This is a genomic window from Cystobacter fuscus DSM 2262 (genome assembly GCF_000335475.2).
Classification (GTDB): Bacteria; Myxococcota; Myxococcia; order Myxococcales; family Myxococcaceae; genus Cystobacter; species Cystobacter fuscus.
In genome coordinates this window covers 175,978-202,463 of the sequence record NZ_ANAH02000067.1, presented here as the reverse complement: position 1 = coordinate 202,463, position 26,486 = coordinate 175,978, and the positions used below count along the sequence as shown (strand labels likewise).

Annotated in this window: 20 protein-coding genes; 17 read left to right on the top strand and 3 right to left on the bottom strand. The window is 67.1% G+C overall.

Features of this window, described 5'->3' with window-relative positions; genetic code table 11:
* Positions 1-60: 60 nt before the first annotated feature.
* The 17 genes from D187_RS44810 to D187_RS44730 all read left to right on the top strand — a co-directional run bounded on the left by D187_RS44810 (position 61) and on the right by D187_RS44730 (position 22,239).
* Positions 61-4,482: a choice-of-anchor D domain-containing protein gene (locus tag D187_RS44810; RefSeq protein WP_020918709.1), complete on the top strand. Its 4,422-nt coding sequence runs from the start codon at positions 61-63 to the stop codon at positions 4,480-4,482.
* Between the two features lie 4 nt (positions 4,483-4,486).
* A complete protein-coding gene (locus tag D187_RS44805; protein WP_002629988.1) occupies positions 4,487-6,166 on the top strand; it encodes a class I adenylate-forming enzyme family protein in 1,680 nt (559 codons plus the stop codon).
* A 43-nt stretch (positions 6,167-6,209) separates the two neighbouring features.
* A complete protein-coding gene (locus D187_RS44800; RefSeq protein ID WP_002629986.1) occupies positions 6,210-6,596 on the top strand; it encodes a DUF4280 domain-containing protein in 387 nt (128 codons plus the stop codon).
* Positions 6,589-7,608, top strand: a complete 1,020-nt coding sequence (locus D187_RS44795; protein WP_002629984.1) for a type VI secretion system protein IglI family protein — start codon at positions 6,589-6,591, stop codon at positions 7,606-7,608. The genes D187_RS44800 and D187_RS44795 overlap by 8 nt, the downstream gene beginning before the upstream one ends.
* Positions 7,609-7,612: 4 nt before the next feature.
* Positions 7,613-8,500, top strand: a complete 888-nt coding sequence (locus D187_RS44790) for a hypothetical protein (RefSeq protein WP_002629982.1) — start codon at positions 7,613-7,615, stop codon at positions 8,498-8,500.
* A gap of 124 nt (positions 8,501-8,624) precedes the next feature.
* Complete coding sequence (tssB, locus tag D187_RS44785) at positions 8,625-9,218, top strand: type VI secretion system contractile sheath small subunit (RefSeq protein WP_002629980.1); 594 nt, start codon at positions 8,625-8,627, stop codon at positions 9,216-9,218.
* Between the two features lie 45 nt (positions 9,219-9,263).
* The gene (gene tssC, locus D187_RS44780; RefSeq protein ID WP_002629979.1) at positions 9,264-10,754 is read left to right on the top strand and encodes a type VI secretion system contractile sheath large subunit; all 1,491 of its coding nucleotides are present in this window, start codon (positions 9,264-9,266) and stop codon (positions 10,752-10,754) included.
* A gap of 47 nt (positions 10,755-10,801) precedes the next feature.
* On the top strand, positions 10,802-11,380 hold the full coding sequence (locus D187_RS44775; protein WP_002629977.1) for a hypothetical protein: 579 nt from the start codon (positions 10,802-10,804) through the stop codon (positions 11,378-11,380).
* A gap of 26 nt (positions 11,381-11,406) precedes the next feature.
* The gene (gene tssK / locus D187_RS44770; RefSeq protein ID WP_002629975.1) at positions 11,407-12,663 is read left to right on the top strand and encodes a type VI secretion system baseplate subunit TssK; all 1,257 of its coding nucleotides are present in this window, start codon (positions 11,407-11,409) and stop codon (positions 12,661-12,663) included.
* 1 nt (position 12,664) lies between these two features.
* Complete coding sequence (locus D187_RS44765) at positions 12,665-13,060, top strand: GPW/gp25 family protein (RefSeq protein ID WP_002629973.1); 396 nt, start codon at positions 12,665-12,667, stop codon at positions 13,058-13,060.
* Positions 13,057-14,706 carry a hypothetical protein gene (locus tag D187_RS44760; RefSeq protein ID WP_245591989.1) on the top strand — a complete coding sequence of 550 codons (1,650 nt, stop codon included), beginning with the start codon at positions 13,057-13,059 and terminating at the stop codon, positions 14,704-14,706. The genes D187_RS44765 and D187_RS44760 overlap by 4 nt, the downstream gene beginning before the upstream one ends.
* 44 nt (positions 14,707-14,750) lie before the next feature.
* The gene (locus D187_RS44755; RefSeq protein ID WP_002629969.1) at positions 14,751-15,353 is read left to right on the top strand and encodes a hypothetical protein; all 603 of its coding nucleotides are present in this window, start codon (positions 14,751-14,753) and stop codon (positions 15,351-15,353) included.
* 7 nt (positions 15,354-15,360) lie between these two features.
* Positions 15,361-17,010 carry a type VI secretion system baseplate subunit TssF gene (locus D187_RS44750; protein ID WP_043434946.1) on the top strand — a complete coding sequence of 550 codons (1,650 nt, stop codon included), beginning with the start codon at positions 15,361-15,363 and terminating at the stop codon, positions 17,008-17,010.
* Positions 17,007-17,645 carry a DotU family type IV/VI secretion system protein gene (locus tag D187_RS44745; RefSeq protein ID WP_002629965.1) on the top strand — a complete coding sequence of 213 codons (639 nt, stop codon included), beginning with the start codon at positions 17,007-17,009 and terminating at the stop codon, positions 17,643-17,645. The genes D187_RS44750 and D187_RS44745 overlap by 4 nt, the downstream gene beginning before the upstream one ends.
* Entirely contained in the window at positions 17,642-17,953 is a 312-nt protein-coding gene (locus D187_RS44740) for a hypothetical protein (RefSeq protein WP_002629964.1), read from the top strand. The genes D187_RS44745 and D187_RS44740 overlap by 4 nt, the downstream gene beginning before the upstream one ends.
* 3 nt (positions 17,954-17,956) lie before the next feature.
* On the top strand, positions 17,957-21,727 hold the full coding sequence (locus tag D187_RS44735; RefSeq protein ID WP_002629963.1) for a type VI secretion IcmF C-terminal domain-containing protein: 3,771 nt from the start codon (positions 17,957-17,959) through the stop codon (positions 21,725-21,727).
* A complete protein-coding gene (locus D187_RS44730) occupies positions 21,724-22,239 on the top strand; it encodes a hypothetical protein (protein ID WP_002629962.1) in 516 nt (171 codons plus the stop codon). Before D187_RS44735 ends, D187_RS44730 begins: the two co-directional genes overlap by 4 nt.
* A gap of 3 nt (positions 22,240-22,242) precedes the next feature.
* Here the strand turns inward: D187_RS44730 and D187_RS51345 are convergent, their stop codons facing one another.
* The 3 genes from D187_RS51345 to D187_RS44715 are packed head-to-tail and all read right to left on the bottom strand — an operon-like array spanning position 22,243 to position 26,398.
* A complete protein-coding gene (locus D187_RS51345) occupies positions 22,243-24,213 on the bottom strand; it encodes a phage tail protein (protein ID WP_002629961.1) in 1,971 nt (656 codons plus the stop codon).
* Positions 24,214-24,438: a hypothetical protein gene (locus tag D187_RS44720; protein ID WP_002629960.1), complete on the bottom strand. Its 225-nt coding sequence runs from the start codon at positions 24,436-24,438 to the stop codon at positions 24,214-24,216.
* Between the two features lie 28 nt (positions 24,439-24,466).
* Positions 24,467-26,398 carry a hypothetical protein gene (locus D187_RS44715; RefSeq protein WP_002629959.1) on the bottom strand — a complete coding sequence of 644 codons (1,932 nt, stop codon included), beginning with the start codon at positions 26,396-26,398 and terminating at the stop codon, positions 24,467-24,469.
* Positions 26,399-26,486: the final 88 nt, after the last annotated feature.

Genomic DNA, 26,486 nt, shown 5'->3' with positions numbered 1-26,486 from the left:
CAGGACCCGGGCTACAACAACTACGCCATCCGCCTGCTGGGCAGTGGCAACAAGCCGATATTGCCGGCCAACCCCACGTTGGACTTCGGGGCACAACGGGCGGGGACGAATGTAGAGGACACGGTGACGGTGACCAACACGGGCTCGCGTCCCATCACCTTCTCGTCCATCGGGACGCCCAACGCCACCTACTTCCAGATCCTGGAACAAAAGCCCGCGGGTGCGTCGGTCACCCTCCAGGGCGGGGGCGGTGCGAACTCCACGTTGTCGTTCCGGGTGAGGTTCAAGGTCCCCACGGCCACGGAGGACCAGGTTTCTAGCTCCATCACACTCACCAATCAGGACCCGGGCTATAACAACTACGCCATCAACCTGCTGGGCAGTGGCAACAAGCCGATATTGCCGGCCAACCCCACGTTGAACTTCGGGGAACGGCGGGCGGGGACGAATGTAGAGGACACGGTGACGGTGACCAACACGGGCTCGCGCCCCATCACCTTCTCGTCTATCGGGACGCCCAACGCCACCTACTTCCAGATCCTCGAACAGCAGCCCGCGGGTGAGTCGGTCACCCTCGAGGGCGGGGGGGGGGCGAACTCCACGCTGTCCTTCCGGGTGCGGTTCAATGCGCCCACTACTCCGGGGGACCCGATTTCGAGCTCCATCGCGCTTGTCAACACGGATCCTGTATATAAAAACTATGCGATCACGCTGAGTGGCCGGGCCGTCAAACCCAGTATCGGAGAAGTGGATGATGTCGACTTCGAAGAAGCGGTGGTGGGGGGAACTCCTCAGCAGAGAGTCGTGACGATCACCAACTCGGGTTCCGGCCCCGTGACTTTCAGCGAAGTCTTCATCGAGGGTGATTTGACGGCGTTCTCGTTGGTTCCGCCTCGAGAGAGAACCCTTCCTCTGGATGTTCCCCCCGGACCCACGCGGTTGACGGTGCGGTTCAGCCCCACGTTCGAAGGTTCAACCAGCGCCAGGCTCAAGCTCATCAGCAGCGACCCGGCCGTCGCGAATATCGAAGTGGACTTGACTGGCGTGGGCGTCAGGCCCGTGCTCCAGGTCGCGAGGACTCCATTCGTCTTCGGAGAACAGAGCGTGGGCGCTCCGGGAACGGAGCAATCCGTGACCCTGAGCAACCTGGGTTCCGGTAAACTTCAGATCACCAATATCTCCACTGGCGGCGCTCCGTTCACCGTGTCGCCCTCGCTCCCCTTCGAGGTGACGAGGACAGGTGGCCCCGGGACGCTCACGGTGACGTTCGCCCCCACGACGGTCGAGTCGTTCAACAGAGCGCTCACCTTCTCCACCAACGATCCAGACAATGCGACCGTGAGCATCGAGCTTTCAGGGGCTGGACGGCACCTGCTCAAGGTGGTGGAGCCTTCGTCACGGAGCCTCGGCTTTGGTCCTGTCCCCCTGAATGACACGAGGTCCCTGAGCGTCACCCTGTCCAATGAGGGATCGCAGGCCATCACGGTTCAGCCGCCGGTGCTCACGGGCTCTCCGTTCAGCAGCACCTTCACGGCGAACGTGACGCTTGGACCCAACAATCGGACCTATCAATTCGAAGTGCGGTTCACGCCAACGGCGACCGGTCCGACCTCCAAGACCGTCGAGCTGCGCAGCAATGCCAGCAATCCCGTCTATCTCACCCTGTCGGGCACTGGGGCTCAGCCCGGGATCGGCATCACTGTCACCGCGGATGCCACCCAGACAGAACTCAACTTCGGCAATTTGAACGTGGGCCAGCGTGATGTGCGGAGTCTGACCATCGAGAATACGGGTGACGCGGACCTCGTGCTGAATGCAATCACCATCCAACCCATTCAACCCAGTTCGCCGGCCCAGTTCAGCACGGCAACGCTTCCTGCCAAGAGGAGGCTGCCGCCAAAAGACACGGTCGCCATTCAGGTGGAGTTCGTTCCTACCGTGGATGGTCTCATCTCGGCCGATCTCAAGATCAGCTCGAATGTCGCGGGAGCCGACGTGACCTTCCCGTTGAGAGGAAACGGCTTGTCGGCCAGTATCGTCTTGCCCGAGACCTCTCTCGACTTTGGTGAAAGGAAGTTGGGTGGGGTGCCAGGCGAGAAGTCCCTCACCATCAGAAACAAGGGCGAGGCCGAGCTGGTGATCCATGGGATTGATCTGTCCGCGGGATTCTCGCTCAAGCCTCCGTTGACGCCCCCCACGGTACAGAGTCCCTGGAAGGTCGCCGCCAGGACCGGCGCCTATCCGATTGAGCTGCTCTTCACCCCGACGGTGCTGGGCCCGGTGTCCGGCGGGGCGTTGAAGATCTACAGCAATGACGTCAATCACAGGGAGAGCAGCGTGACGTTGAACGGAACAGGTGTCGACGGCGAGGGAGTGACAGATCCTTCCGGAGAGCACCTGTTCCCAGTGACGACGGTCGGCGTTTCTGCTCGCCAAAACTTCCGGATCACGAACGAAGGGGAGTATCCTCTGACGCTGAGGGGCGCGACTGTCTCGAATCCTACCGCATTCGCCGTCGTGAACTTCGAGAACGGGCGTGTCTTGCAGAAGGGCGGGGTCTACAATTTCTTCGTCGACTTCGTGCCGAAGTTCCACGGGGAGCATACGGGGAACCTCTCGATCACGACCGATTCCGAGACCCGCCCGACGCTCGGTGTCGCCTTGCGAGGCAATGCGCTGGGTCCGCAGGCGTTCCTGCCGTCGACGGGATACATCAATTTTGGCAAGATCCCCGTGCAGTCGACCAGCGTCGCGCAACTGAGCGTTCAGAACTCGGGGCAGGGCGTGCTGTCCATCCAGGACATCACCTTCACGAACAAGTTTGCTTCCACGGATGGGGGAACGCCCACCGTTGATGATTCGGCGCAGATATTCGGTGTCGCCCCCAGTGAGGATGGTGGGATCCGCTTGCCCGTGTACGTGGACGCGGGAATGACCGTCTCCATTCCGCTGACGTTCAGACCGATCGAGAAGAGCACGCGCGAAGCCGTGGTTACGGTGAAGTCCAACGCCCAGGATGTCTCGAAGGACGCCATTGGCGAAGGAACTCGAGCCATCCTCTCCCTGTCTCCCAAGATCTTGAACTTCAATGGAGTCCTGATAGGGACCTATTCCCAGCCGCAGACTTTTACTCTCAAGAACATAGGGTCGGACTCGGTCGACATCCAAAACATCACCTTGTCCTTGAACGGGGATCAGGTCTTCGACATTCAGCCCGCGATGAAGTCTTTCCCCCTTGCCGCAGGAGGAGGGGAGGAGACGTTCTCGGTGACGTTCCATCCCACGGAGGAGAGATCATTCGCGGATGTCCAATTGACTGTCACCCCTGTCCCCAAGGGGTATCATGTGTCGTCGGAGTCGATGACACTGAGTGGCAGAGGGATTCTCAAGCCGATCTCGGTGGATTCCGAATTGGTGTTCGGCAAGCGGCTCATTCGTAATGACGCGATCAAACCGCTGCTCATCAGGAACGAGACCGGCGAGGCCATCAACTTCGTCCGGGCGACCGTGGATTCAGCGCCGGGGTGCTCACAGTTCAAGCAGGATCCCACTCAGTCGGCGGGCTTCACCCTGGCTCCTTTCGAATCGAAGCCCGTGAACGTCATCTTCACGCCTCTGACTGGGGGCGCGGTGAATTGCACGCTGAAGCTCGAGTTCGGCCAGTTCATGGATAAGGTCCCAGTTGCCTTGCAAGGAGAAGGCATCAACACGCTCCTCTCCGCCGACAAATCGACGCTGGATTTCGGAAGACTCCGCGCGGGGCTTCAACAGAGGGTGGAGCAGTTCACGCTCACGAACCTGAGCGATGACACCATCACGCTGCTTCCACTGGAGGAGACGTTGACCATGGGTGAGCGCTTCACCCTCAAGGAAGTGGAGCTCCTGCGAGACGGCGGTCTGGAAATCCCGGGCGGTAAATCCTTCACGGTGAACGTCGAGTACAAGCCCCAGGGGGAGACGCGTTCCGAAAGCACGTTGTTGTTTGGGACGCGCACGCCTCGGCAGGATCGCGCGGTGACGATCCATCTGACGGGCACGGCGACGAAGCAGATCGTGGGGGTCAATGAAACCGGCCTGGAGTTTGGCCAGGTGGATGTCAATGGGAAGCCAGCGTCCAAGACGGTGACCGTCACGAATGGTTCGTTCCAAGCCCAGCGGGTGATCGTGAGCGTGGCCCAGGCGGGGTCGCCCTTCAGCGCGAAGGTGGGACCGAGTGGCCTGGACATTCCCGCACAGGGAAGCGCCACGTTCCAGGTGGAGTTCGAGCCCAAGGCTCCGGGTGATGTCGAGGATCAGGTCCTGATCAAGTTGCAGGACTCCACCACGGCGGATGTGGTGCTCACCGTGAAGGGAGCGGGCCGCATCTTGTCGGGGCATGGCAATGGCGTGGGGTGCTCCGCGGGCGGTGCCTGGGGAAGCGCGAGCGTGTTGGCCCTGCTGACACTCGTGGGTCTGCGCTCACGGCGGCGGAGGCGGGAGTAGCCGGATGGCCTTCGACGTCCGAAAGATCCTCGAGCAGCTCGAGACGGGGGCCCCCGCGGAGCCGGGGGTTCCCACCTGGCAGCAGGAGAGCTGGGACCGGTCCGAGGAGTTCTTCACCGCGCTCGCCGCGGCCCACGTGGGCCGCGGCGCTCCCCTCAAGAGCCGGGTGGGCCAGCACTACGACTTCTTCCACGACGCCGTGGTGCGCCACGCGAACACGGACCGCATCGCCCTGCGGCTCTATGATCGCCGGAGCGGCTGGCAGGTGCTGGGCTACCGGCAGTTGCACGAACAGGCCGCGCGGCGGGCCACCGAGTGGGCGCGGCAGGGCGTCAAGGCGGGTGCCAAGGTGTGCCTGCTCTACCCGGTGGGCAGCGAGCTGCTCATCTCCTTCGCGGCGGCCCTGGGCCTGGGCGCCTGCGTCAGCCTGTTGCCCCCGCAGGGCCGGCGGTTCATCGCGCACCGGCTGGCCACGCTCGCGCCGGACCACATCGCCACCGAGCCCCACCAGACGCTCCTGGTGGCGGGCTTCGAGAAGAAGGTGTTGCAGAGCAAGGGACAGGCCGCTCCGGCTTTCACCTCGCACACCGCGAAGCCGGAAGAGCCGGTGGGCCTGTTGTTCTCCCCGTTGGTGGAGCCCGCGGGTACTCCCGCGGTGTTGACGGCGGAGGATGCCTGGCGCGGAGCGCTGGTGGATGGCCTGCTCACCTTCGGCCTGGGCCCGGGCGAGCACCTGTGCGCTCCGGGCTACCACCCCCTGCAACACCTGCCCGCGTTCCTGCTCACCACCTTGCTGCGCGGAGCCACCTATCTCCACCTGGAGCTGGCGGACCTCGAGACGAACCCCGCGCTGCTCACCGAGCACCCGGTGCGCGCGCTGGGCGTCACGCCGGCCCTGCGGGATCTGCTACTGCGCGCGCGCACGCCGCTCAAGAACGTGGCCCACTGGTTCCGCAACCCCGAGGAGCCCATCGACTGGGTGGCGTGGCGCGCCTGGGTCAAGCAGTGCGGGCTGTCCGCGGTGCCCTCCGCGAACGTGCTCGTGGACCCTTGCGCGGGAGGCGCGGTGCTCGCCTCCCCGCGACAGGTGAGGGATCTGCATACGGAGGCGCCGCCCGCCGCGGGCCGGAGCTGGGCCCTGCGGGACGTGAACATGAGCGGCCAGCTCTCGCCGGGGGACCTGGGCGTCTTCACGCTGCTGCCCGACAAGGAGCGGCCCCCGGGCTACGTGGTCCTCACGCGCGCCTATGGGGTGTACCACTACGGCGGCCCTCGCACCGCTCGGCGCGATGGCCGGGTGTACCCCGGGGCCGAGGTCGCTCAGGCCATCGAGCAACTGCCTTTCGTCCGGGGCGCCACGGTGGTGCCTTCGCCCACGGGCGGGGTTGCGGGCCACTACCGGCAGGTGCTGCTCGTCTTCACGGGAGCTCAGAAACCGAACACGAGCGCCTGGTCACAGGAGATCCGCCGCTCTCTCGAGTTGCAGATGGGCGGCGAGCACCTGCCTGACCGCACGGAGTTCATCCCCCTGTACGCCCGCCGGGTGAAGGGGAGGGTGGATGAGGAGTGGTGCCGCGCGCAGTACCTGACGGGTGCGCTTCACCGGAAGAGCTCGGATCCCCTCTTCCGCTCGCTCACCGAGCTGCGCGGGCACCTGCTGGAAAAAGAAGGCGCGGGTGTGTGAGGATGTCCCGTCGCTCCGTGAGGGGCGTCAAGGGAGATGGGTCATGGGAGTCCAGGTCGTCATGGGAGCCATGCTGCAGTGCAGCTTCGGGGCGGCTCCTTCGTCGTTGGTGGTGCTGCCCACCAACAAGATCCTGGCCACGACGCCCGCGGCCAACATCATGGACAACAAGCCCCTGGTGAACGTGCTGCCCTTCGGCATGTGCATGTCTCCGGCCAACCCCACGGTGGCGGCGGCGACGGCGGCCGCGATGGGAGTGCTCACGCCCATGCCCTGTGTGCCCGCCACGGCGGCGCCCTGGGTGCCCGGCTGTCCCAAGCTGCTCATCGGCAACATGCCGGCCGTGGACAGCAATTGTAAGTTGATGTGCAACTGGGGCGGCGTCATCCAGGTGGTCTCCCCCGGACAGGTGGTGGTGCAGAATGGCTGAGCCCGCGAAGCAGTTGTCCCCGCTCCTGCCCCAGTTGTTGACCCAGCCGCTGACGGCCGAGGCTCCGGATCTGGAGAGCACGGATGAGCGGCTGGAGAAGGTCAACAACCTGGTGTCGCGCAGCGACTACGTCGAGGCGGCGCGCGCGGCGCAGGAGCTGTTGGAGCAGGGCCTGTACGATGTGCGCCTGGTGGGCCCCTACCTGATGGGTCTCTTCATGGATGGCGGTCTGGAGGCCCTGCCGACGCTCTTCCATTCGCTCTCCAGCACGTTGCTGATCAACTGGCAGTACTTCGGGCCGCGCGAGCGCAAGGACGTCTTCGCCGACGCGGGCCTGCGCTGGCTGCTCAAGGTGCTCAACAAGCACATCGAGCACCACGAGCGCCTGAAGAACGAGACGTGGCAGCGCTGGAGCCAGGCGAGCAACCGCGAGCCGCTGGAGCAGGCGCTCGCGCTGAGCGAGGAGATCTTCGCTTCGTTCAACCGGGTGTTGCAGCGCAATGCCTGCGAGGCGCCGTTCCGCCGGCTCACCCAGTGGATGGAAGGGCATCTGAACTCGCTGCCCGAGCCGGAACCCGAGCCCGAGCCGGAACCCGAGCTGGAGGCCGAGGCGGAAGTCGTTCCCGTGCGCCCGCGCGCGGCGCCCGCCGAGTCCCCGCGCGCCGCGTCCGCGTCGGCCGGGCCCTCCATCCCCGTGTCGCCGGCGCTGGCGCAGTTGATGCGCAAGCTGGCCGCGTTCGACACGCTCCTCGAGCGCCAGGATTACCGGCGCGCGACGGTGGTGGCAGCCGACGTGCTGCAGGTGGTGGAGCACTTCGATCCGCGCGTGTACCTGCCCGCGCTGTTCTCCCGCTTCTTCGCCGGGTTGAGCACCCGGGCGGATGAGGTGGAGCCGCTGATGCAGAGCACCGACTCGCTGGGGTTTCGCGCGCTCGATCAGCTCTACCGCGTGGACCTGGAGGCCTTCCTCGCCCAGGAGGAGAACGTGAACGCGGGCGGGGACGAGGAGTAGGGCCATGAACGGCCCGATCGAACGGCGCATCCGCGAGCGCATTCGCGGCTTCGACATCCCCGCGCTGTTGTCGGTGCTCGCCGCGTCCGGCTACGGCGACGCGCAGATCGAGTACCGCAGCCACCGCACCACCGTGCATCAGTCCCACCTGGTGCACGACATCGAGTTCATCCGCGAGCCGACCAAGCGGGTGATCATCACGGTGAACATGGGGTTGCTCAGCGCGCAGTCCCCGCTGCCCTCGTTCCTGATGCAGACCATGGATCAGCTGGATCATGATCGGCTGGAACGGTTCGTCGGCTACTTCGATCACCTGCTGCTGCACGAGTGCTTCACGGGCCTGTACCCGGAGCGCGACGAGGCGCTGCTGCCGGGCTGGTCGCAGACGGTGTTGGACCGGCTGCGTATGCTGCGCCCCACGAGTCCCAGCACCCTGCACTGGCTCTTCGCGAAGATCTTCCCCGAGGTGGAGCTCTCGGTGCGCCGCGAGGTGCGCCAGCAGCGGGTGCGCGCGCGCGAGATGCGCCTGGGCGCCACCACGCTGGGGGAGGGGGACTCCATGGGAGGCTTCGCGTCCATTCCCACCGGGGGCATGGAGGTGAAGCTGTATTGCGACGAGCCCATCGCCAGCAACGGCGTGGCCTGGGCCGTCGAGGCCCGTCACCGCTTCGAGACGGAGCTGCTGCCGCTGCTGTCCGAGTCGGTGTTCATGCTCACCGTGTTCCTCGTGCTGCGCGATCAGGCCTCGGTGCTGCGCACGGAGCGTGACAGCTACCTGGGGTATGATCCGCTCCAGGAGGCATCCAACTATACCCAACAGGTCCTGCTCTTCTCGGGGGATACCTCGAGTCCTCCCGAGACCAACGTCGCCGTGTGGAACAAGCGCCCTTGACCCTACTGTTCGCTTTTCTCTAAAGTATTAGCCCAGCACACAGTGGGTTGATCCTGCGGCAACCAGGGGTGGCGGAGTCAGGGGTTCTGCAGGAGCTGCAAGCCGACTCGTGTAAGGAGAAGCCGTGCCCATCCAGGACAATCTGCCCAAATCCCGCATCACGCTCACCTATCGCACCAACATCAACGGCCAGGCGGCGGAGGTGAAGCTTCCTTTCCGTGTCGTGGTGATGGGAGACTTCTCGCTCGGCAGCTCCAAGGATCGCCAGCAGGATCTGGAAGAGCGGCAGCTGCGCTCGGTCAACGACACCAACATCAACGAGCTGATGAAGGACATGGGCATGTCCGTCTCGTTCGAGGTGGACGACAAGATCAGCACGGACGCGGGCGCGAAGATGTCGGTCACGCTGCCCGTCACGGGGATGAAGTCCTTCAACCCCGATGAGATCGTCCACCACGTGCCCAAGCTCAAGGCGCTGATGCTGATGCGCAAGCTGCTGCTGGAGATGCAGTCGGACATCGACAACCGCAAGGAGCTGCGGCGCACGCTCTACGAGCTGTTCTCCGACAAGGAGCAGCTCAACAAGCTGCTGCAGAGCGATCAGCTCAAGGGGTTCGCGTCCATGCGCCTGCCCGTGGCGAAGGCGGCTCCGCCTGACTCCGGACAGCCCGCCCTGGTCGCCGAGACCGTCACCGAGCCCGCCACCGTCAAGGCCTGATCCCCTCTCTCTCCATCCATCTTCTTGCCGGGAAGCCCATCGCTCATGGCCGAAAAAAATTATCTCAACGAGCTGTTCAAGGTCCGCGGTTTCGACGTCCCCCTCAACGCCAATCCGATGATCGGCACCGGTCTGGTGCCCATCACCCAGGATGAGGAGCAGGTGGGGGGCGAGGAGCGCTTCATGTCCGCCGTGGCGGCGCTGCTCCAGAACGTCGAGCCCATCCAGGACGACGTGGGGCAGGTGCGCTTCGACAAGGGCGAGGTGATGAAGGCCATCGCCCGCATCGATGGGCTCATCGAGGAGCAGATCAACGAGGTGCTCCACAACGAGAAGTTCCAGAAGATGGAGTCGGCCTGGCGCGGGCTGGATGATCTCATCGGCCACACCAACTTCCAGGCCGACATCACCATCGACATCCTGGACGTGGACAAGGAGGAGCTGGCCGAGGACTTCGAGAAGAACTCGAGCAGCATCTTCTCCAGCGCCCTGTTCGACAAGGTCTACATCAAGGAGTACGACCAGTTCGGTGGCAAGCCGTACGGGGTGATGCTGGGCCTGTACGACTTCAGCGCCACGCGCGGGGACATCACCTGGCTGGAGCGCATGGCCAAGGTGGCCAACGCCGCGCACTGTCCGTTCATCGCCTCGGCGAGCTACAAGTTCTTCGACTGCGACAGCGTCGAGCAGCTCGAGTCGCTCAAGAACCTGGACGGCGTGCTCAACCACCCGCGCTACGGCCGGTGGAACCAGCTGCGCGACAAGGAAGAGGCCGCGTACATCGGCCTGACGCTGCCGCGCTACGTGGTGCGCCAGCCGTGGGATCCGGACACCAACCCGTGCAGCGTGCTCAACTTCAAGGAGGACGCCCAGGGTGACTCGAAGAAGTACCTGTGGGGCAGCGCCGCCTACCTGATGGGGCGCAACCTGGTGAAGGCCTTCGAGCAGTCCGGCTGGTGCCAGTCCATCCGCGGGCCCAAGGGCGGCGGACTCGTCACGGGCCTGCCGGTGGACACCTTCACCCTGCGCGGCCAGAAGATGATCCAGGCGCCGGTGGAGATCGCGATTCCGGACTACCGCGAGTACGAGTTCGCCCGCAACGGCTTCATCCCGCTCGTCTACCGCAAGGGCTCCAGCGAGGCGACGTTCTTCAGCACCCAGTCCATCAAGCGCGCCCAGAAGTTCAAGGACGCCAAGGACTCGGAGAACTCGCAGCTCGTCACCAACCTGGCCTACACCTTCTCCATCACCCGGCTCGCGCACTACGTGAAGAGCATCATGCGCGACAACATCGGCAGCACCGCCGATGCCGGCTACGTGCAGCGGCAGATCGACGCGTGGCTGTCGGGGTACGTCACCACGGTCGTCAATCCGGACGATCTGACGCTTCGCCGCTTTCCTTTCAAGGCCACCAGCGTCATGGTGGAGTCCAGGCCTGGGGAGATCGGCTGGTATGACTGCAAGATCGCCGTCTTGCCGCATATCCAGTTCGAGGGACTCAGCGCGGAGCTGATGTTGGAGTCCCGCCTGGGATGACCGGGCGACCGTCGTAACTTCCATCCAACGACACACAGGAGGAGTTCATGCCTCAATTCGCTCGTTCCCTGGACGTCTACCAGGGCTTCAATTTCAAGAAGGACAAGCAGACGCCCGTGGGCTACATCACGTCCCTGAAGATGGGGGGCATCGCGCTCGCCGCCGATCAGGCGACCATCAAGGATCCGGAGCAGCCGGACAAGACCATCGCCGACAAGGTCGTGGGCGTGCTCAACCACTACATGTGGGAGACGGGCACCACGGACGCGATGTACATGTCCGCGCAGATCTCCACCGAGAACAAGCAGACCCTGGCCGCGGCGCTGCTCGGCTCGTGGTCCAACATCGAGGTGGAAATCAAGTACGTGGTCTACGAGTACGACCCGAAGCTGAAGAAGTATTACAAGTCCAACTCGGTGGACGCCGTGCTCAAGGGCCTGCTGGAGAAGAACGGGGACGAGCTGAACCTGTCGGTGGCGGATGACCCGTCCTCCGAGGTGCAGTCGCCCAAGAACTTCACCCTGCAGATCGGCGTGAAGCCGCAGTCGCTCGAGCAGACGGTGAACCTCGCCACGGCGTCCGGCAAGAACCTCGTCAAGCAGTGGGGCATCACCGAGGGCGCCTGACGCGCGTCCTCCCAGGAGTCCACGACATGCAGCGTCACAAGCTCGCGCGGGTCCGCTGGCAGGTTGGCCAGACGCTCCTTCCCGAGCACTTCCGCGCCCAGGACGAATCACTCTCGGCCGAGGCGCGGCTGCATGGCGAGTTGTCCGGGCTGCCCCAGGTCGGCATCGCCTCGCTCGTGTGGAACGAGGCGCTGCTGGCCGAGGGCAGTCTGTCCCTGCCTTCGTTGACCGCCATCCTGCCGGGAGGCTACCTGGTGGATGTGCCCGGCAACGCCGCCGAGCCCTCGTTCTCGCTCGAGGCCACGGGCCGGGCGGAAGTCACCGTGTACCTCCACCTGATGGATGAGGTGCGGGGCACGGAGGGGGTCCCGCTCTACGCGGATGCACCGCCCACCGTGCAGCGCCTGCTGCAGCGCCTGCTGCTGTCCACCGAGCCGTCCGTGGACCGGGCCCGCTCGTCGCTGGAGCTGATGACGTTCTCCAAGAACCTCGAGGGGGTGTGGAGGCCCTCGGAGCGCAGGGTGCCGCCCCTGTTGCTGGTGGGGCCCAATCCCTTCCTCGCGGGGTTTCTCCGGGAGCTGGACTCGTTGCTGGACAAGGCCCACGGGCAGTTGCGCACGCTGCTCTTGGACAGCTACCAGCGCGGAGAGCGGCTCGCCAGCGCCCGCCGCACGCTGCTCGAGGTGCGCCGCCTGCAGGCGATGCGCGCCGACATGCGCAACGACGTCTTTCCCCACCCGTACCGCTTCTTCGAGGCCCTGCGGCAGTTCTACTTCGAGGTGTGCTGCTTCCTCGAGCTGGTGCCGGATGACTCCATGCCCGGCTACGTGCACGACGATCCGGGCGCGGGGCTGTGGGGGTGGATGGAGCTGTTCAACCGCGCCTTCCGTCCCGAGGACACGCGGCTCACCTACAAGCCCTTCGAGTCGCGCGAGGGCCAGTTCGTCCTCGCGCCCCTGCCCATGCTGGAGGAGGGCGTGGCGAGCGAGCTGTACCTGCTGGTGCGCAACGAGGATCCCGGCCGGCCCGCCACCCTCGAGGGCGTGAAGCTCGCGAGCCCCTCGCGGCTGCCCGCCGTGCGCCGCCTGGCGCTCCGGGGCATTCCCCTGGAGCACGTGCCGCACCCCGCCTTCCCCCACGCCTTCGGTCCGGAGATCTCCTGGTACAAGCTCTCGCTGGGCGAGGAGTGGCAGTACGCCGTGCGCGACAATGGCATGGCCTTCTACATCACCCCCGCGCTGCAGGGCACCCAGGTCTTCCTCTTCTGGCGCAAGGCGGGGTGACATGAGCCGCCCCTCCTTCCTGGACAAGTTCACCGGGGCCGCGCCGCGCGCGCCGGGCCGCCAGGGCGAGCTGGAGCGGGTGCGGCTCAACCTCGAGTCCGTGCTCAACACCAAGGAGGGCTACGGCTACTTCGTCGAGGGCTTCGGCCTGGGGCGCTACACGGAGAAGTACGGCACCCAGGAGTTGATGAAGACGCTCACGGGCGAGTTGCTGCACTCCATCCGGACCCATGAGCCGCGCCTGCAGGACGTGGAGCTGAAGATGCGCGGCCGGGACTCGGGATTGTGGCTGCACTTCGTGCTCACCGCTACACTGCAGGGCACCCCCTGCACCCTGCGGCTGCTCTTCCATACCGTGAGCGCGCAGGTGCGGGTGGACGAGGACGAGGAGCGATGATGGAGCGCACGTTCGAGGATCGGCTGTCGGTGTCGCTGACCCTCACCGTGGAGGGAACGGCGCACGAGATCATCGCGGGCAGCATCAAGCGCGTGGCGCTGGAGCTGTGGAGCTGGGGGTTCCAGGGCGAGGTGGAGTTCCTGCTCATGGACAACCACGCCCAGGGCGGCCAGAGCAAGGACGCCCTGCTGGCCTCCTTCCTCAAGCCGGAGCTGATCGAGATCACGCTCGGCATCAAGGCCATCCTGCCGCAGGCCTCGGCGCGCGCGGAGCCGACGGAGCTGAAGGTGAAGGGCTTCGTCACCGACAAGTCGCTCGTCGAGGATGCCATCACCACCGGCGACAGCAATCTCATCCTCCATCGCCGTTATGGCATCCGCTTCCAGGACGCCGCCCAGCTCTTGTGGCGCCAGCACCACCCCACGTCCCTCTACACCGGGAAGACGGTCAAGGACGTGCTGGAGGCGCACAAGGGCGAGAAGATCGACCTGAGCTATGACTGGGACGCGGGGCTCGGCTCGTCGCACCCGGTGCTCTTCCTGGGTCTGGCGCCCCAGGACGGGGCCAGCTTCTACGACTGGGTGATGTGGTACGTGCACGGCCACGCGGGCGTGTTCACCCACGACTACACGACGCACGGCTACAAGTTCGCGGGCGCCAAGGACACCTCGGGCACGCCGCTCACGTTGAACGCGCTGCACCTGTCGGGCATGGAGGTGCTGATGCCCGAGGTCATCCGCCACGACGTGACGGTGCTCAACGCCACGGCGGTGAGTCCCCAGACCCAGGCCGTCCCCCACACGCACGCCGTCCAGGGCATCCGCCACGACGTGCTGCTGTGCACGCCCATCTCCGACGAGGTGCAGGCGCGCGTGGACCTCGAGACGGCCCGGCTCAAGCCGCGTGAGTCGGAGCTGGAGCTCACCTGGCGCTCCTTCCCCGAGAAGGCCGTGGCCCCGGGCGCGCTCGTGAAGTTGCCCGCCAACGATGCCTGGAGCGCCGCGGGGGTGACCAAGGACGAGGTCTTCCGCGTGCGCAGCCTGCACCTGTACGCCGAGGTGGCGGACGAGGATCAGGAAGAGGTGTATGGCGAGGACTACGCCCTGCTGAGCCTGAGCCTGAGCACCCGGCTGGAGCGCAAGACCGAGGCCCATGTGGAGCTGCCCGCCTGGCAGCCCCCGGTCTACCCCCGCTACGTCGAGGGCCTCATCGTCAGCGAGCAGGGCGGGGACGCGGACGAGACGTGGCAGGCCTACACCGATCCGGACACCTCGGTGGAGGGCTACAAGGTGAAGTTGCCGCTCTTCGCGGATCAGATCGTCCCCGCGCCCTTCAACCCCAACCTGCTGCCCGGCCACTTCTACTTCCCGGCCTACAAGGGCGAGCGGGTGCTCGTGGGGCTCGACTTCCAGCGCGCGTGGATCAAGCGCTTCCTGGACTGGCGCGCCGGCGCGCGCATGCCCCAGGCGGGGCAGGGCGTCCAACTGCTCGTGGGCAAGACGCCCGAGAATGGCACCGCGCTCAAACACTACTACACGGAGGACAAACCCGTGTTCCTCATGCAGCGCACCCATGACAAGGACACCCAGAAGATCCAGCTGAACGAAGGTACGCTGCTCATCCAGGTGAAAGAAGAGCCGTCGTGAAGAGGGAGGGGGGGCCTCGCGCCTCCCACCGGTGAGGGTCGATCATGGGCAAGCTTGTCTGCACCGTCGAGTTGGACAAGGAAAAAGGCGTCACCGTGAAGGTGGAGAACGCCGACGGGAAGATCACCCAGACGGTGGTGATGGATGGCACGAGCATCACCCTCAAGGTGCAGGGGAACGAGGAGACGAGCACCATCGTGCAGAAGCAGGACAGCGTCACCATCACCTGCAAGGACTTCACCGTCGACGCCACCGGCACGCTCACCCTCAAGTCCGTGAAGGCCTCGAGCTGGGCCAGCCAGGACATCCTCAAGGTGGAGAGCACCAAGGACATGACGCTGGACACCAAGGCCAAGCTCACCCAGAGCGCGGCCCAGGACGCCAAGCTGTCCTCCAACACCAACGTCACCGTGGAGGCGACGTCCAAGCTCGATCTCAAGGGCATGCAGACGAACCTGACGGCCTCGGCGGGAGACAACACCGTGGAGGGCGTCAACCTGAAGATGTCCGGCAAGGCCCAGGCGGAGCTGTCCGCGCCCATGACCAAGGTGGCCGGCCAGGGCAAGCTCGGCCTGGAGTCCTCGGGGCTCGCGGAACTCAAGGGCTCGATGACCACCGTGGGTGGTGCGCTCGTGAAGCTGGGGTGAGGTGGCGGTGAGTGACTCGTCGGACCGGATGTACCTGGAGTACCTCAATGAGCTGGATGCGCTCGAGCGCTTCCGGCAGCGTTTCCTGACGGCCTACCCCACGGTGCCCCTGGACCGGGAGGATCCGCACGTGCGGCGCCTCGTGGAGTCCATGGCCTTCTTCTCCGTGCAGACGCGCGCGGCCACGCAGCACAACGTGCGCTCCACCTGGCTGCGGCTCTTCTCCGCCTTCTTCGACTTCCTGCTCCAGCCCCTGCCCGCGGTGGCCATGGTGCAGGCGCTGCCGGGGGACAAGATGACGGAGACGGTGACGCTCGCGCGGGGCACCGAGTTGCGCCTGTCGCCCGCCCATGGCGCGCCCGGCACCTTCCGCACCCGGCGCAACCTGCGCATCCTCCCCATCGCCCCCGCGGGCACGGACGTGGTGCGGCTGGCGGATGGACGCTACCGGCTCATCCTGCGCTTCGAGTCCAGCTTCGCCCGGCGCGATCCCGTGGGCATGTTCAGCCTGCACGTGCGCCACCTGGACGAGTACCGCCCCTCGCTCGCCGTCTTCCACGCGCTGCGCCAGCACCTCAAGCAGGTGTCGGTTGTCTATGACGCCCCCGCGAGTGAGAGCTCCCAGGGCCTGCCGTGCGAGTTCTTCCTCGGCGACCCTCCGGCCGAGCTGGACGACGCGGGCAGCTACGAGCACCCGCTGCACCGCGTGCGCGCCTTCTTCCAGATGCCCGAGCAGGGGCTCTTCCTCCACGTCGCCGTGCCCTCGCACCGCAAGGAGTGGAGCCGCTTCAGCCTGTGCCTGGACCTGGACAAGTCCTGGTCCGTGGGCCGCTCGACCCACCCGGACTTCCTCGTGCCCTTCGTCGTACCCGTGGAGAACCTCAAGGCCGAGCCCGCCCAGCCGCTCGTCGCCGATGGCACCCGCTCCGAGTTCCCCATCCGGGGCATGTCGGCGGGCAAGGCGCTGCGGCTGCACTCGGTCACCGGCGTGTTCACCCTGGGCCGCGCCGGACGCGTGCCCATGCGGCCCGCCTTTCTCCCGGGCGAGGGGCCGAGTTACGAGCTGGATGAGTCCCTGGACGCCGACATGCGTCCGCGTCACAGTCTGCTCGTGTCCTTGCCCCAGGCCTTCACCGAACCCCAGAAGTTGCTGGTGGAAGCCCTCTGGCATCAGCCCGACTTCATCACCGAGGCCGTTGGCCGCATCAGCGTCTCCATTCCGGGCCGGCATGTGGAGGGGCTCGATTGGCGGCTGGTGGGCCGGCTCGAGGCCCACCGCGACAGCACCCTGCGCCAGGACGTGGCGGGGTTGACCCGCCTGCTCGCGTGGAAGGTCAAGTCGACCCTGGACCGCAACGAGCTGGCCGCGTTGCTCAACTACCTGGGCACCCCCGTCGACGAGCCCTTCAATCGCGTGCTGCCCTGGGTGCGCGAGCTCAAGGCCACGGTGGCTCCGGACGGAGCCCTGCGCGGCTCGGGTCTGCTCCACGTCTACGAAATGATCCTCGAGCCGTTCGATGCCAGCGCCGAGCCCCTCGTGGCCTGCTTCCTCGAGCAGATCCAACGTCTGCTGGAGGCCTGGAATGGCGAGGCGTCCGTGGTGCTACGCTCGTCGATCGCGGGGGCGGGTGCCTTCCCGGTGAAGACTTCTTCATGAAACTCGAGCATTGGCAGATCGTCCTCCAGACCTACCGGCAGGTGCGTCTGCTCCTGGATCAATCCCTGCCGGCGGAGCCCGCCGACGGGGAACCGCGTCCCCAGGTGCGCGTCGGCGCCCAGGGGCTGGCGCTCGTCCAGCAGCAACTGCTGGCGGAGGTGAGTGGCCTCCAGCAGGCGCTGGGCGGCGCGTACCGGGAAGAGGAAATCGCCGAGGCGCTGCGGCCCTTCGTCTACCTGACGGACGAGCGGGTGCTGCGCCGGCTGGCGGACTCCGAGCAGGCACAGTGGCCCCTGCTTCAGCACAGGCTGTATGGCATTGATTCGGGCGGCGACCACTTCTACGAGCTGGCCGACGAGAAGCTCGCGCTGCGGGTGGCCTCGCCCCTGGTGTTCGAGCTGTTGCACTTCTGCCTCACCGCCGGCTTCGAGGGCCGCCACGCGGGCAACGCGGCGCGGCTGCGCGAGTACAAGGAGCGGCTGGCGGCGCGCATCCCCAAGCCCGAGGCCGTGCCCGCTCCCCCTCCAGCCGTCGGACAGGCCCCCCTCGTCCACGCCTTCCCGTTGCGCTACTACCTCGTGTCCGGAGCCGTGGTGGTGACACTCCCGGTCTTGCTCTGGTGGTTGTCGAGATGAAGGACGAGGCGCAGAAGAAGACGCAGCCTGGGGGGGCCCGGGCTCAATTGGTCCAGTTCGAGCGGGCCATTCGCGCCGAGCTGGGTTCGCTCGACGCGGCGGTGGAGCCGCTGCTGGCCGCGGTGCGCTCGGACGTGAACGCGCTCTATCCGGAGTCGGGAGGCACGCTCCTGGCCCCCAAGGAGCAGGAGAGCCGACAGGAGAAGCTCCTGGGCGCGTTGAATGAATTGGAAGATGTGCTGGAGGCGCTCCAACTGGCTGTACGCTCGGGACGTCCTGGTCCCGCCGCGGTCAGTGGAGGGGGGTGAGCCGTGGGGTGGCTGCTGAACGTGGTCGTGTCGGAGTCATTGAGCGCGGCGGATCCAGCCAAGGCGATGGAGGCGGGGGCGAAGTCGATCGCCGAGACCGAGACCGCGTTCCAGAAGTTCTGGAACGCGGTGAGCCCGTACGTGCCCTGGCTGCTGTTGCTGCTGGGCCTGGCGCTCGCCGTGGTCGTCGGTTGGATGCTGGTGAAGTGGTGGCGCGCCCGGCGCGCGGCCGCCCCGGCCTCCAGTGGACCGCCGCCCATGGCCGCCCAGCGACTGGTGCAGGTGCGCGGCACCTTCCTCAATGGCCTGCCGCTCGCCCATCGCGCCGCCGTGGTGGATCTGCCCACCGTGGTGGTGTTCGGCCCCGCGGGCAGCGGCAAGACGAAGCTCGTCGGCCTGGACGTGGACTGGCAGCGCCAGGCCCGCCAGTACCTGCCCAGCTACACGTCGGATCCGCTGCTGCAGATGTACCTGGGCCCGGACTGCGTGGTGCACGAGGTGTCGGCCCCGCTGCTCGAGGACGAGACGTTGTCGGCCCGGACGGCCCTGCGGCGCATGTGGCGCAAGTGCTTCAGCCACCGCCAGCAGGGGCTGGCCGTCATCGTCCTGGACGTGCGCTGGCTGTCGGACACCCCGCCCGACGAGCAGCGGCGCTTCGCCCAGCTCTTGCGCGGCAAGCTCAACCTCATGTCCGAGGCGAGCCGCGGTCCGGTGGAGACGCGCCTGTGCCTGACGAACATGGACGGCCTGGAGGGCTTCGAGGACTTCGCCCGGCTGCTCAAGGCGCACGGCGTGGCGCTCGCCTTCGACATCCCCAGGCAGGGCGAGGAGGACGGGCTGTCCTCGCTCTTGCGCAGCCAGGAGCAGTACCTGGCCCTGGGCCTCACGTCGCTGCCCGTGGACGCCTTCGAGCGGCTCGAGCGCTTCTACTCGCAAGGCGGGCGCTCGTTCTCGGGGCTGGGCCGCTTCGTCACCGCGCTGCTCGAGGGCGATACCCTCTCGTTCAAGCCGCTGCTCTCGCGCGTCTACCTGTCCTCCCTGACACCCGAGGCGCGCGCCAGCGGCACGCTGTCCGTGGTGGCCGCCGAGGGCACCAACGATTCGATGCGCAAGCTGTACCTGCGCACCCACCTGCGCCGCGCCGCGGGCATCGCCGCGGTGTGCTGTCTGCCCGTGCTGGCCGCCTACGCCCACTTCTACATGTTGCTGGACGACGTCCAGGACGAAGTGACGGTGCTCGAGGAGACGGTGACGCAACTGCGCGAGCAGGGGCTGGAGGGCAGGGGAGAGGTCGTCGAGGTGCAGGTCAACAAGGCCGCCGAGGCGCTCCAGCATCTCGAGCGCGCCGAGCGTTGGTGGCCACCCCTGGAGACCAGCTTCCCCGACGAGACGCTGGAGCTGCGCCAGCGCCTGGCCAGTGGCATCCGGGAAATCCACCTGCGGCCCGCGCTCGAGCGCTGCCGCAAGCAACCCAAGTCCTGCCGCCCCGAGCAGGTCGTGTACCTGCTGGCCACCCTCCACGCCTCGAGCGGGGACGGTCTGGGCACGTTCGTGAGGTCCAACCTCCCGAAGGGGTCGCGCCGGTTCGACGCCAGGTCCGCCGCTCCGGACACGCTGTCCGGGGCCTCCCACCGCACGTGGATCTCCGCGCTCGAGCTGAGCGAGCCGCTGATCGACACCTACCTCCTCGCCAGTGACGAGCCCTGGGAGCGCACGCCGCCGTGCCGCCGCGACACCACGGTGCAGCTCACCAACGAGGAGGTCTGGTCCTGCTGGCCCTTCACGGAGCGGCTCACGTTCGAGAGCCAGCTCAAGCCCTGGTTGGATCACCTGCGCTTCCTGCGCCGCTCCCTGGAAGCCGGCCCCCGGGGCATCGCCGAGTTCGATCTGCACCGCGAGGAGCGTGAGCGGCTGCTCGCGCAGCTGGCCGACCTGGACGTCTACGCGTCGCTGCCCACGCTGCTCAACCTGTTCGACGCCTCCAAGGTCCAGGTCAACACGCGCTACTTCCAGGGCATCGAGACCACCGTCGACGTGCTCGAGTGGTTGCGCAACAACCGCGAGGCGCTCGCGGCGGTGCTGCGCATGGAGGACGATGCGTACTCGGGGCTGCTCGCGGTGCGCAAGATGGGCGCCTCGGAGCTGCTCACCCGGGATGGGCTCTGGTTGCCGGGCAACAACAAGGGCCCCTACCGCATCGAGCTGCTCCAGGAGTCCTTCGAGTTCGTTCCCGAGAAGCTCTCCCGGGAGCTGCTCCAGAAGGAGCTCGACACCCAGGAGGCCAATGGCCAGCTCACCGTCAATGCCCAGGCCGCCGTGCGCCCGGGGGCGATGGTGCTCAGCCGCACCGCCTTCGAGACCGACTTGAAGCCCCTGGTGGATGACTTCACCCAGCGCATCAAGAGCGCCCAGCTGCCCACGGACGAGGCCGCCCGGCGCTCCCAGTACGTGCAGAAGCGCGTGAATTCCTTCTCCCTGGGCTACCGCGACGGCCTGTTCCACACCGTGGACCAGTACCGCTTCAACGTCCCGCGCAAGCAGCTCATCGACGAGCTGGGGCGGCTGTCCCAGCCCTCCTCCGGCCAGGTGGACATGCTGCGCGAGGTGGCCGAACGGGCCAACCTGGATCCCCTCGAGGGGCCCTACTACGAGCCGCTGCGCAACGCCGTGGCGCCCTTCCGCCCCGTCGTCCAGCTCATGGTGGCCGACAAGAGCGGCTTCTACGCCGCGCTCGCCCCCTATCAGGCGCTCGTGGCGCAGATGCGCGACGAGCTGGATGCCGGCTCCAAGGCCAGGAGCGCCAAGGACGCGGCCGCCAAGGACGCGCCGGCCTCCGACAAGGACGAGGCGCTCGAGGAGGGCACCCCGGCCGACGCCCAGCTCTCGGAGATGATCAGCCCGCTGGAGAAGGTCGCCCTCGCCATGCTGCTCGAGGAGGAGAGCTCCTACCTGCGCAAGGCCCAGGCCTGGCTGGACTCCCAGGGCATCACCGGCGAGTTGCGCCAGCCCTTCCTGGAGCCCTTCCTGAGGGTGCAGAAGCTGGGCAAGGAAGAGTTGGAGGGAACCCTGGCGCGGGAGTGGGAAGAAGCCTCGTCGCGCATGCTGCGGCCCCTGCTCGCGCGCTACCCCTTCAACCCCGACGCCAGGGAGGACGTGGATCCGAGCGAGCTCGAGGTGCTGCGCCGCAAGGATGGTGCCTTCTGGCACTTCGTGGAGCAGGTGTACTCGGGCGTATGCGTGGAGCGGGGCACCCAATGGGCGCTGCGTGGCACCCTGCGTGACAAGCTGCAGCTGCCCGAGTCGCTCCTGCCCACCCTCAGCCAGGTGGCGCGGCTGTCCAAGCTGCTCTGGGACGACGAGGGCCGCCCCCGGCCGCTCATGCTCAAGGTGCAGCCCCAGCCCCTGCCGCCCCCGCCCATGCCGGGGGTGTTCGTCACCATGTCCTCCCTCAAGTGCGGCAAGACGACCGCCTACGGCTTCAACCAGAGCCCCTCCTGGCAGGACTTCCCGCTCAACTGGTGGGATCAGCAGGTGTCCTCCATCGTGTTGGAGCTGCGCTCGCCCTCGCGCGATGATCCCAAGTTCTTGTCCCTGCCCTGGAATCGCTCTATCTGGAGCTGCTTCCGCCTCTTCGAGGAAGCCCTGGTGGCGACCGATCAGCGCCGCCAGTGGAGCCTGGTCCTGCAGGGGAACAACGTGAACAAGCGGGGAGTGGACATCAGCTTCGGCCTCAAGGGCGACCCCTGGGTGCCGTTCCGGGAAGTGCCGCGATGAGGCGCGCCGCCCTGGGCCTGCTGGCGCTCGTGCTGGGCGCCTGTGGGCCGAGTCAGATCAACATCGCCGTGAAGTCGCCCGTGGGCACCAACATGGGCCGGCCCCTGTACATGCTCGTGCGGCAGGTGGACCCCAAGCAGTACGCCAACGAGGCGTACTCGGAGGTCGCCGCGCGCGTGGGCGTTCCGGACACCACCGTGTTGCAGACGGCCGTCATCTACCCGGGCACCATCCAGCGCTTCCAGGTGAAGGCGCCCAAGGAGGGCTCGGTGGCGCTCTCCTTCCTCTTCACCGCGCCGGACGGCAACTGGCAGGTGCTGCTCAGCCCGCCGCTGGCGAGCGCGGTGGACGTGGAGCTGGCCACGAGCCGCATCCTGCGCGACACCATTCCCCAGGGTCCCTCCCTGGATGAGCCGCCGGAGGCCCCCAAGGCGCCGGAAGTCAAACCGCCGGAAGCCCCCAAGGCGCCGGAAGTCAAACCGCCGGAAGCCCCCAAGCTCGGCGGCAAGTAGCGCTCAGCCCGTCAGCTCGCGCACCCGGGACTCGGTCTTCCCCATCACCGAGTCCACCTGGCCACGGGCCTGCTCCACCACCGGCGCGAAGGGGTTGTTGTCACGCAGCGAGGCCTCCAGCGTGTCCAGTGGCACGAGGAGCCGCTGCTTCGTCGAGTCCACCTGGCCCAGCATCCCGTCGAGCTGTTGGGCCGCGGAATCTCCCATGCTCCCGGCCCGCTGGGTGAAGGCGGCGAGCACCTGCTCCACCTGCGCTGTCACCCCGGCCTCGAGGCGCGCGAGCCCCTCGCGCGCCTGGGCGAGCGCCGCGTCCACCGTGCCACCGAGCGCGTCCAGGCCGGAGCGCACCTGCTGCTGGGCGGCGGCGAGCTGCTGCTCGAGCTGGGCCTCCACCGCCGCCACCTGGTTGGCCGCCGCCTGGACTCCGTCCTCGAGGGCCTGCTGGAGCGTGGCCAGCTGCTGGCCCACCTGTTCCTGGAGTGATTCCACGCGCATGGCGGCCTGGGCCTTCATCGCCTCCACCTGCTTAGCCACCTGGTCGCGCGCGGTGCCGATCTGCTGCGTCACCTGCGCCACCAGCTGCCCGGCCTGGGTGACGGCCTGATCGATGCCGCTCTGCACCGACTCGGTCAGGGATTGGATCTGCTGCAGGAGCTGCTCCTGCATCGTCTGCACCTGTTGCACCGCCTGCGCCTGGAGCTGCTCCACCTGGGAGATGACCTGATCCTGCACCGTGGTCATCTGCTGGCCCACCTGCTGGGTGAGGGTGCCGAGCTGGGTGGAGATCTGCGTCACCACCTGTTTGATGGCCTGGACGGCGGGATCCACCAGCGGCTTGGGGAGATCCGCGGCGGGGATGGCCTCCAACATCTGCACCGCCCGGGACAGCAGGGACTCCAGCGTGCCCACCAGCGTCTTGAACAGTGTCTGGAGTTGCTCGAGCTTCTCGGGCAGGGCGGTGAAGAGGGCCTGGAGCTGCTTGTCCAGCTGGTTGAGCGTGTTCGTCAGTCCGTCGAGCACCGTGAAGGCGGCGTCGATCGTCTGGCGCACCGGAGCCTGGATGGATTCGAGGGTGGTGAGCGCCGTGCTCATCAGCGTGTCGATGGCGCCCACCCCCTGGGTGATGAGCGCGTCGATCTGCTCGCCCACCTGCTCGAGGAACTTCTCCACCGCCTCGAGCTGCTGGCTCAGCGAGCGCACCGGCCCGCCCAGCGACTCATCCAGCGTGTCGAGCAACTGCCCGAGCTGCTGGCTGCCGGCGAGCAGGGTGGCGCCAATGGTGGTCTCCAGGGTTTGCAGCAGCTGCTCCGCCGACTGGGTGGAGCCCTGCACCTGGGTGCGCAGCGGCTGGAGTCCGGAGCGGAGCTGCTCCACCTGACGCTTGGTGTTGGCCTTCGAGGACTCGCCCGTGGACTGGACCTCGGCGTGAAGCTGCCCCAGGGCCAGGAGGGCCGGGCCGAGCAGCGCCTCGAGCGCGGCGAGCAACCGCTGGACCTCTCCGTCCGTGGCCTCACGCGTGCGCGCCACCTGGCCGAACACCGAGTCCGCCGTGGTCGTGAGCTGGGAGTGGGCCCCCTGCAGGTGCGCCTCCGTCTCGCCACCCGTCGTGCGCAGCAACTCCTGGAGCTGCTGCTCCCGGGCCTCGAGCGCCGCCTCCTCTTCCTTCACGCGTGCCGGCTCGAGCCGAGCGGCATTGGCGCGCACCTGCGCCTTGCGTTGCTGGAGGCGCGCCGTGCCCTCGCTCAGGAGCGTCTCGCGACGTTTGGCCGTGTCCTGGCTCAGCGACTCGAGCTGCTGGGCGAAGGAGTCCTGTGAGCCCTTCACCTGCTCTTGCAGGGCGTCACAGCGGGAGGAGACGGAGGGCGTGAGCTCCTTCACCGAGTTGCGCACGCGCTCCCCGGAGCCGTCCAGCCGCGTGCGCAGGCCCTGGACCTCTTCCGCCGTCTGATCGAACCGCGTCCAAAGCGCCTTCACTCAGGGCTCCAGGTTCGCCAACTCGGCGTCCAACGCTTCGATCTTCCCCGTCAGCGAGCCATCCACCGTGGACACCTCGGGCCGCAGGGCGCCCAGGGTCTGCGCCAGCTTGCCCGACAGCGAGTCCACGCCGCCGCGCAGGGGCGTCAGGCGGGCCGTCGCGCCCGTGCCGAAGGACTCCAGTTGTCCGCGAAGTTCCGCGAGTTTCGCGCTCAGTTCCCGCATGGGTGTCCCCCATCCATCCGTTCGTTGCTCATCGCAGCTTTTGCAGCGAGGCCTTGGCCGACTCGCTCGCCGCCGAGAGCTGGCCGGAGCTCTGGGACAGCTTCGCGGAGGCGCCCTGCATTCCACTCTTGGCCGCCGCCACCTTGGCGCCCACCTCCGCGCGGGCCGCCTTCATCGCCGCCTTCATCGCCGCCTGCGCGCCCTGCATCTTCGCGCGCGAGGCGGCCATCGCCCCCTGGAAGGCGGCGGACGTCTGCCCGAGCGAGTCGCCCACCGACGCCGAGAGGTCTCCCTTGGCCGCCTCCACCTGGGGCGAGACGTCGTAGGTGGGCGTGGGCGCCGCCGAGGCCTGGGACTCCTTCACCTGGATGAAGAGGTTGCCCTCACCCATGCGGATGACCTGCGTGTCGCCGCCCGAGGTGCGCAACATGCGCCACACGGGCTTGTCCTCCTGGAAGTCGTGGGTGAGCGCCGTCTGGCTCGACTTGCTCTCGCCCAGCAGGAGCTGATCGCCCTGGCCGGACTGGGGCGTGCGCACGCCTTCCTTCCAGTCGATGAAGCGCAAGAGCTCGGCGCGCTCGTGGTGGAGCGCCACCAACACCCGGGTGTTCTTGTACGGTGGGAAGAAGAACTGACCCGGCATGTGGATGGGCTCGGCGGGCACGCTCACCGTCTTGTTCCACAGGGGAACCGTCAGACGGTAGTCGGTGAGCGAGGTCTTCTCGTCCTCGACGATGAGGTAGCGCCGATCCTCGGGCTCGCCGCCCGGGCTGTGCACCAGGCCCTCGACGTGGATGGGGTAGCGGGGGACGCGGTAGGCCGGCAGCGGGACCGCCGCCTCGGAGGCGGACTCCAGCAGGACCGACCACCGCATGATGTACGCGGCCTGGAGATCCTGCTGATTGTCATTCGGGCCCGCGCCCTCGGCATGGGCCTCGAAGTCCATCTCCACCACCCGCATGTCGTCGTCGCGCCCCGTCAGGGACTTGGGCCACATCGCCCCCTCCAGACGCAGCAGCGCGCCGGGAAAGACATCCACCGGGGGATAGCGCTTGAAGGCCACCTGGAGCTGGCGCTGACGGAGCTTCAGGCGCGTCTTCTCCAGCTTCTGACGCTCATCGGCCCGGTTGGCGAGCGGGGTGCGCACCACCACGTCGTGGTACGTGCCCTGGACGGCCTGGGGTTGCTCGATGGGCGTGGTGGTGGGGGCCTGGGCCACGGCGTTGAGCACCCGCGCCGCGTGGCGGATGGGGGGCGGCAGGAGGACCCGCGTGCGATGGACCCGGAGCGGACCGAGCGGGGCCGCCTGCCCCGAGGACGGCTTGCTGTCGGCGAAGAGGTACTCGTTCTTCTGGTTGTCGTAGCTGAAGACACCCTGGTGCGAGTCCACGTACCAGCAGACGTAGTCGTAGAAGCTGACCCCGGGCTCGTCCGCTCCCAACCCCAGGCAGATCATCGGCTGCTTGCGCTTGAGCTCGGTCCAGTCGAGCGCGAGCTGGAGGCTGGCCTTGTGGGCCTCGAGCAACTCCTTCATGGAGGTGTTGGTGTGCAGCTCCACGGGGCGGTGCTGCCGCCAGAGCACCTGGGCGGCGTCGGCGAACTCGAACGTGTAGCGGCGGAAGACGCGTTGGGTGTCCTGGAAGGTGCCGTGCACCTCCGCCACGAGGCGGCGGCTGCGCACCAGGCCCGTCAGCACGATGGGCGCGGGAGGCGAGGGGAGCTCGGGATCCTCCGTGGCGATGGCCACGCGCACCTGGATGAGCTCCGGCTTCTGGAAGGCGGCGAAGAGCGGCGCGTCCTGCTTCTCCAGCGAGGTCCAGAAGGTCACCGCCGCGGTGAAGCCATGCGAGGCGAGCTGCACCGACAGGTGTTTGATCCGTCCACCGGGAATGGTGAAGGTGGCGCCGCCCGCCGTGAGTGACAACTCCAGCCGGAGATCGTCGTGAAATGTTTTACCCACCGGCGGTCCTCCCCGTCGCGACCGGACGCGCCGTTCATCATCGCACATCCCCTCGGTCCGTGCGCCAGTCCCGCGCGCGGCGCGAGCC

What these genes read in the sequence shown, in the direction of transcription:
- D187_RS44800 (WP_002629986.1), top strand. Translation starts at nt 6,210, where the DNA reads ATGGGAGTCCAGGTCGTCATGGGAGCCATGCTGCAGTGCAGCTTCGGG.
- D187_RS44765 (WP_002629973.1), top strand. Translation starts at nt 12,665, where the DNA reads ATGAGCCGCCCCTCCTTCCTGGACAAGTTCACCGGGGCCGCGCCGCGC.
- D187_RS44805 (WP_002629988.1), top strand. Translation starts at nt 4,487, where the DNA reads ATGGCCTTCGACGTCCGAAAGATCCTCGAGCAGCTCGAGACGGGGGCC.
- D187_RS44730 (WP_002629962.1), top strand. Translation starts at nt 21,724, where the DNA reads ATGAGGCGCGCCGCCCTGGGCCTGCTGGCGCTCGTGCTGGGCGCCTGT.
- tssC (WP_002629979.1), top strand. Translation starts at nt 9,264, where the DNA reads ATGGCCGAAAAAAATTATCTCAACGAGCTGTTCAAGGTCCGCGGTTTC.
- D187_RS44795 (WP_002629984.1), top strand. Translation starts at nt 6,589, where the DNA reads ATGGCTGAGCCCGCGAAGCAGTTGTCCCCGCTCCTGCCCCAGTTGTTG.
- D187_RS44720 (WP_002629960.1), bottom strand. Translation starts at nt 24,438, where the DNA reads ATGCGGGAACTGAGCGCGAAACTCGCGGAACTTCGCGGACAACTGGAG.
- D187_RS44760 (WP_245591989.1), top strand. Translation starts at nt 13,057, where the DNA reads ATGATGGAGCGCACGTTCGAGGATCGGCTGTCGGTGTCGCTGACCCTC.
- tssK (WP_002629975.1), top strand. Translation starts at nt 11,407, where the DNA reads ATGCAGCGTCACAAGCTCGCGCGGGTCCGCTGGCAGGTTGGCCAGACG.
- D187_RS44745 (WP_002629965.1), top strand. Translation starts at nt 17,007, where the DNA reads ATGAAACTCGAGCATTGGCAGATCGTCCTCCAGACCTACCGGCAGGTG.
- D187_RS44755 (WP_002629969.1), top strand. Translation starts at nt 14,751, where the DNA reads ATGGGCAAGCTTGTCTGCACCGTCGAGTTGGACAAGGAAAAAGGCGTC.
- D187_RS44740 (WP_002629964.1), top strand. Translation starts at nt 17,642, where the DNA reads ATGAAGGACGAGGCGCAGAAGAAGACGCAGCCTGGGGGGGCCCGGGCT.
- D187_RS44775 (WP_002629977.1), top strand. Translation starts at nt 10,802, where the DNA reads ATGCCTCAATTCGCTCGTTCCCTGGACGTCTACCAGGGCTTCAATTTC.
- D187_RS44790 (WP_002629982.1), top strand. Translation starts at nt 7,613, where the DNA reads ATGAACGGCCCGATCGAACGGCGCATCCGCGAGCGCATTCGCGGCTTC.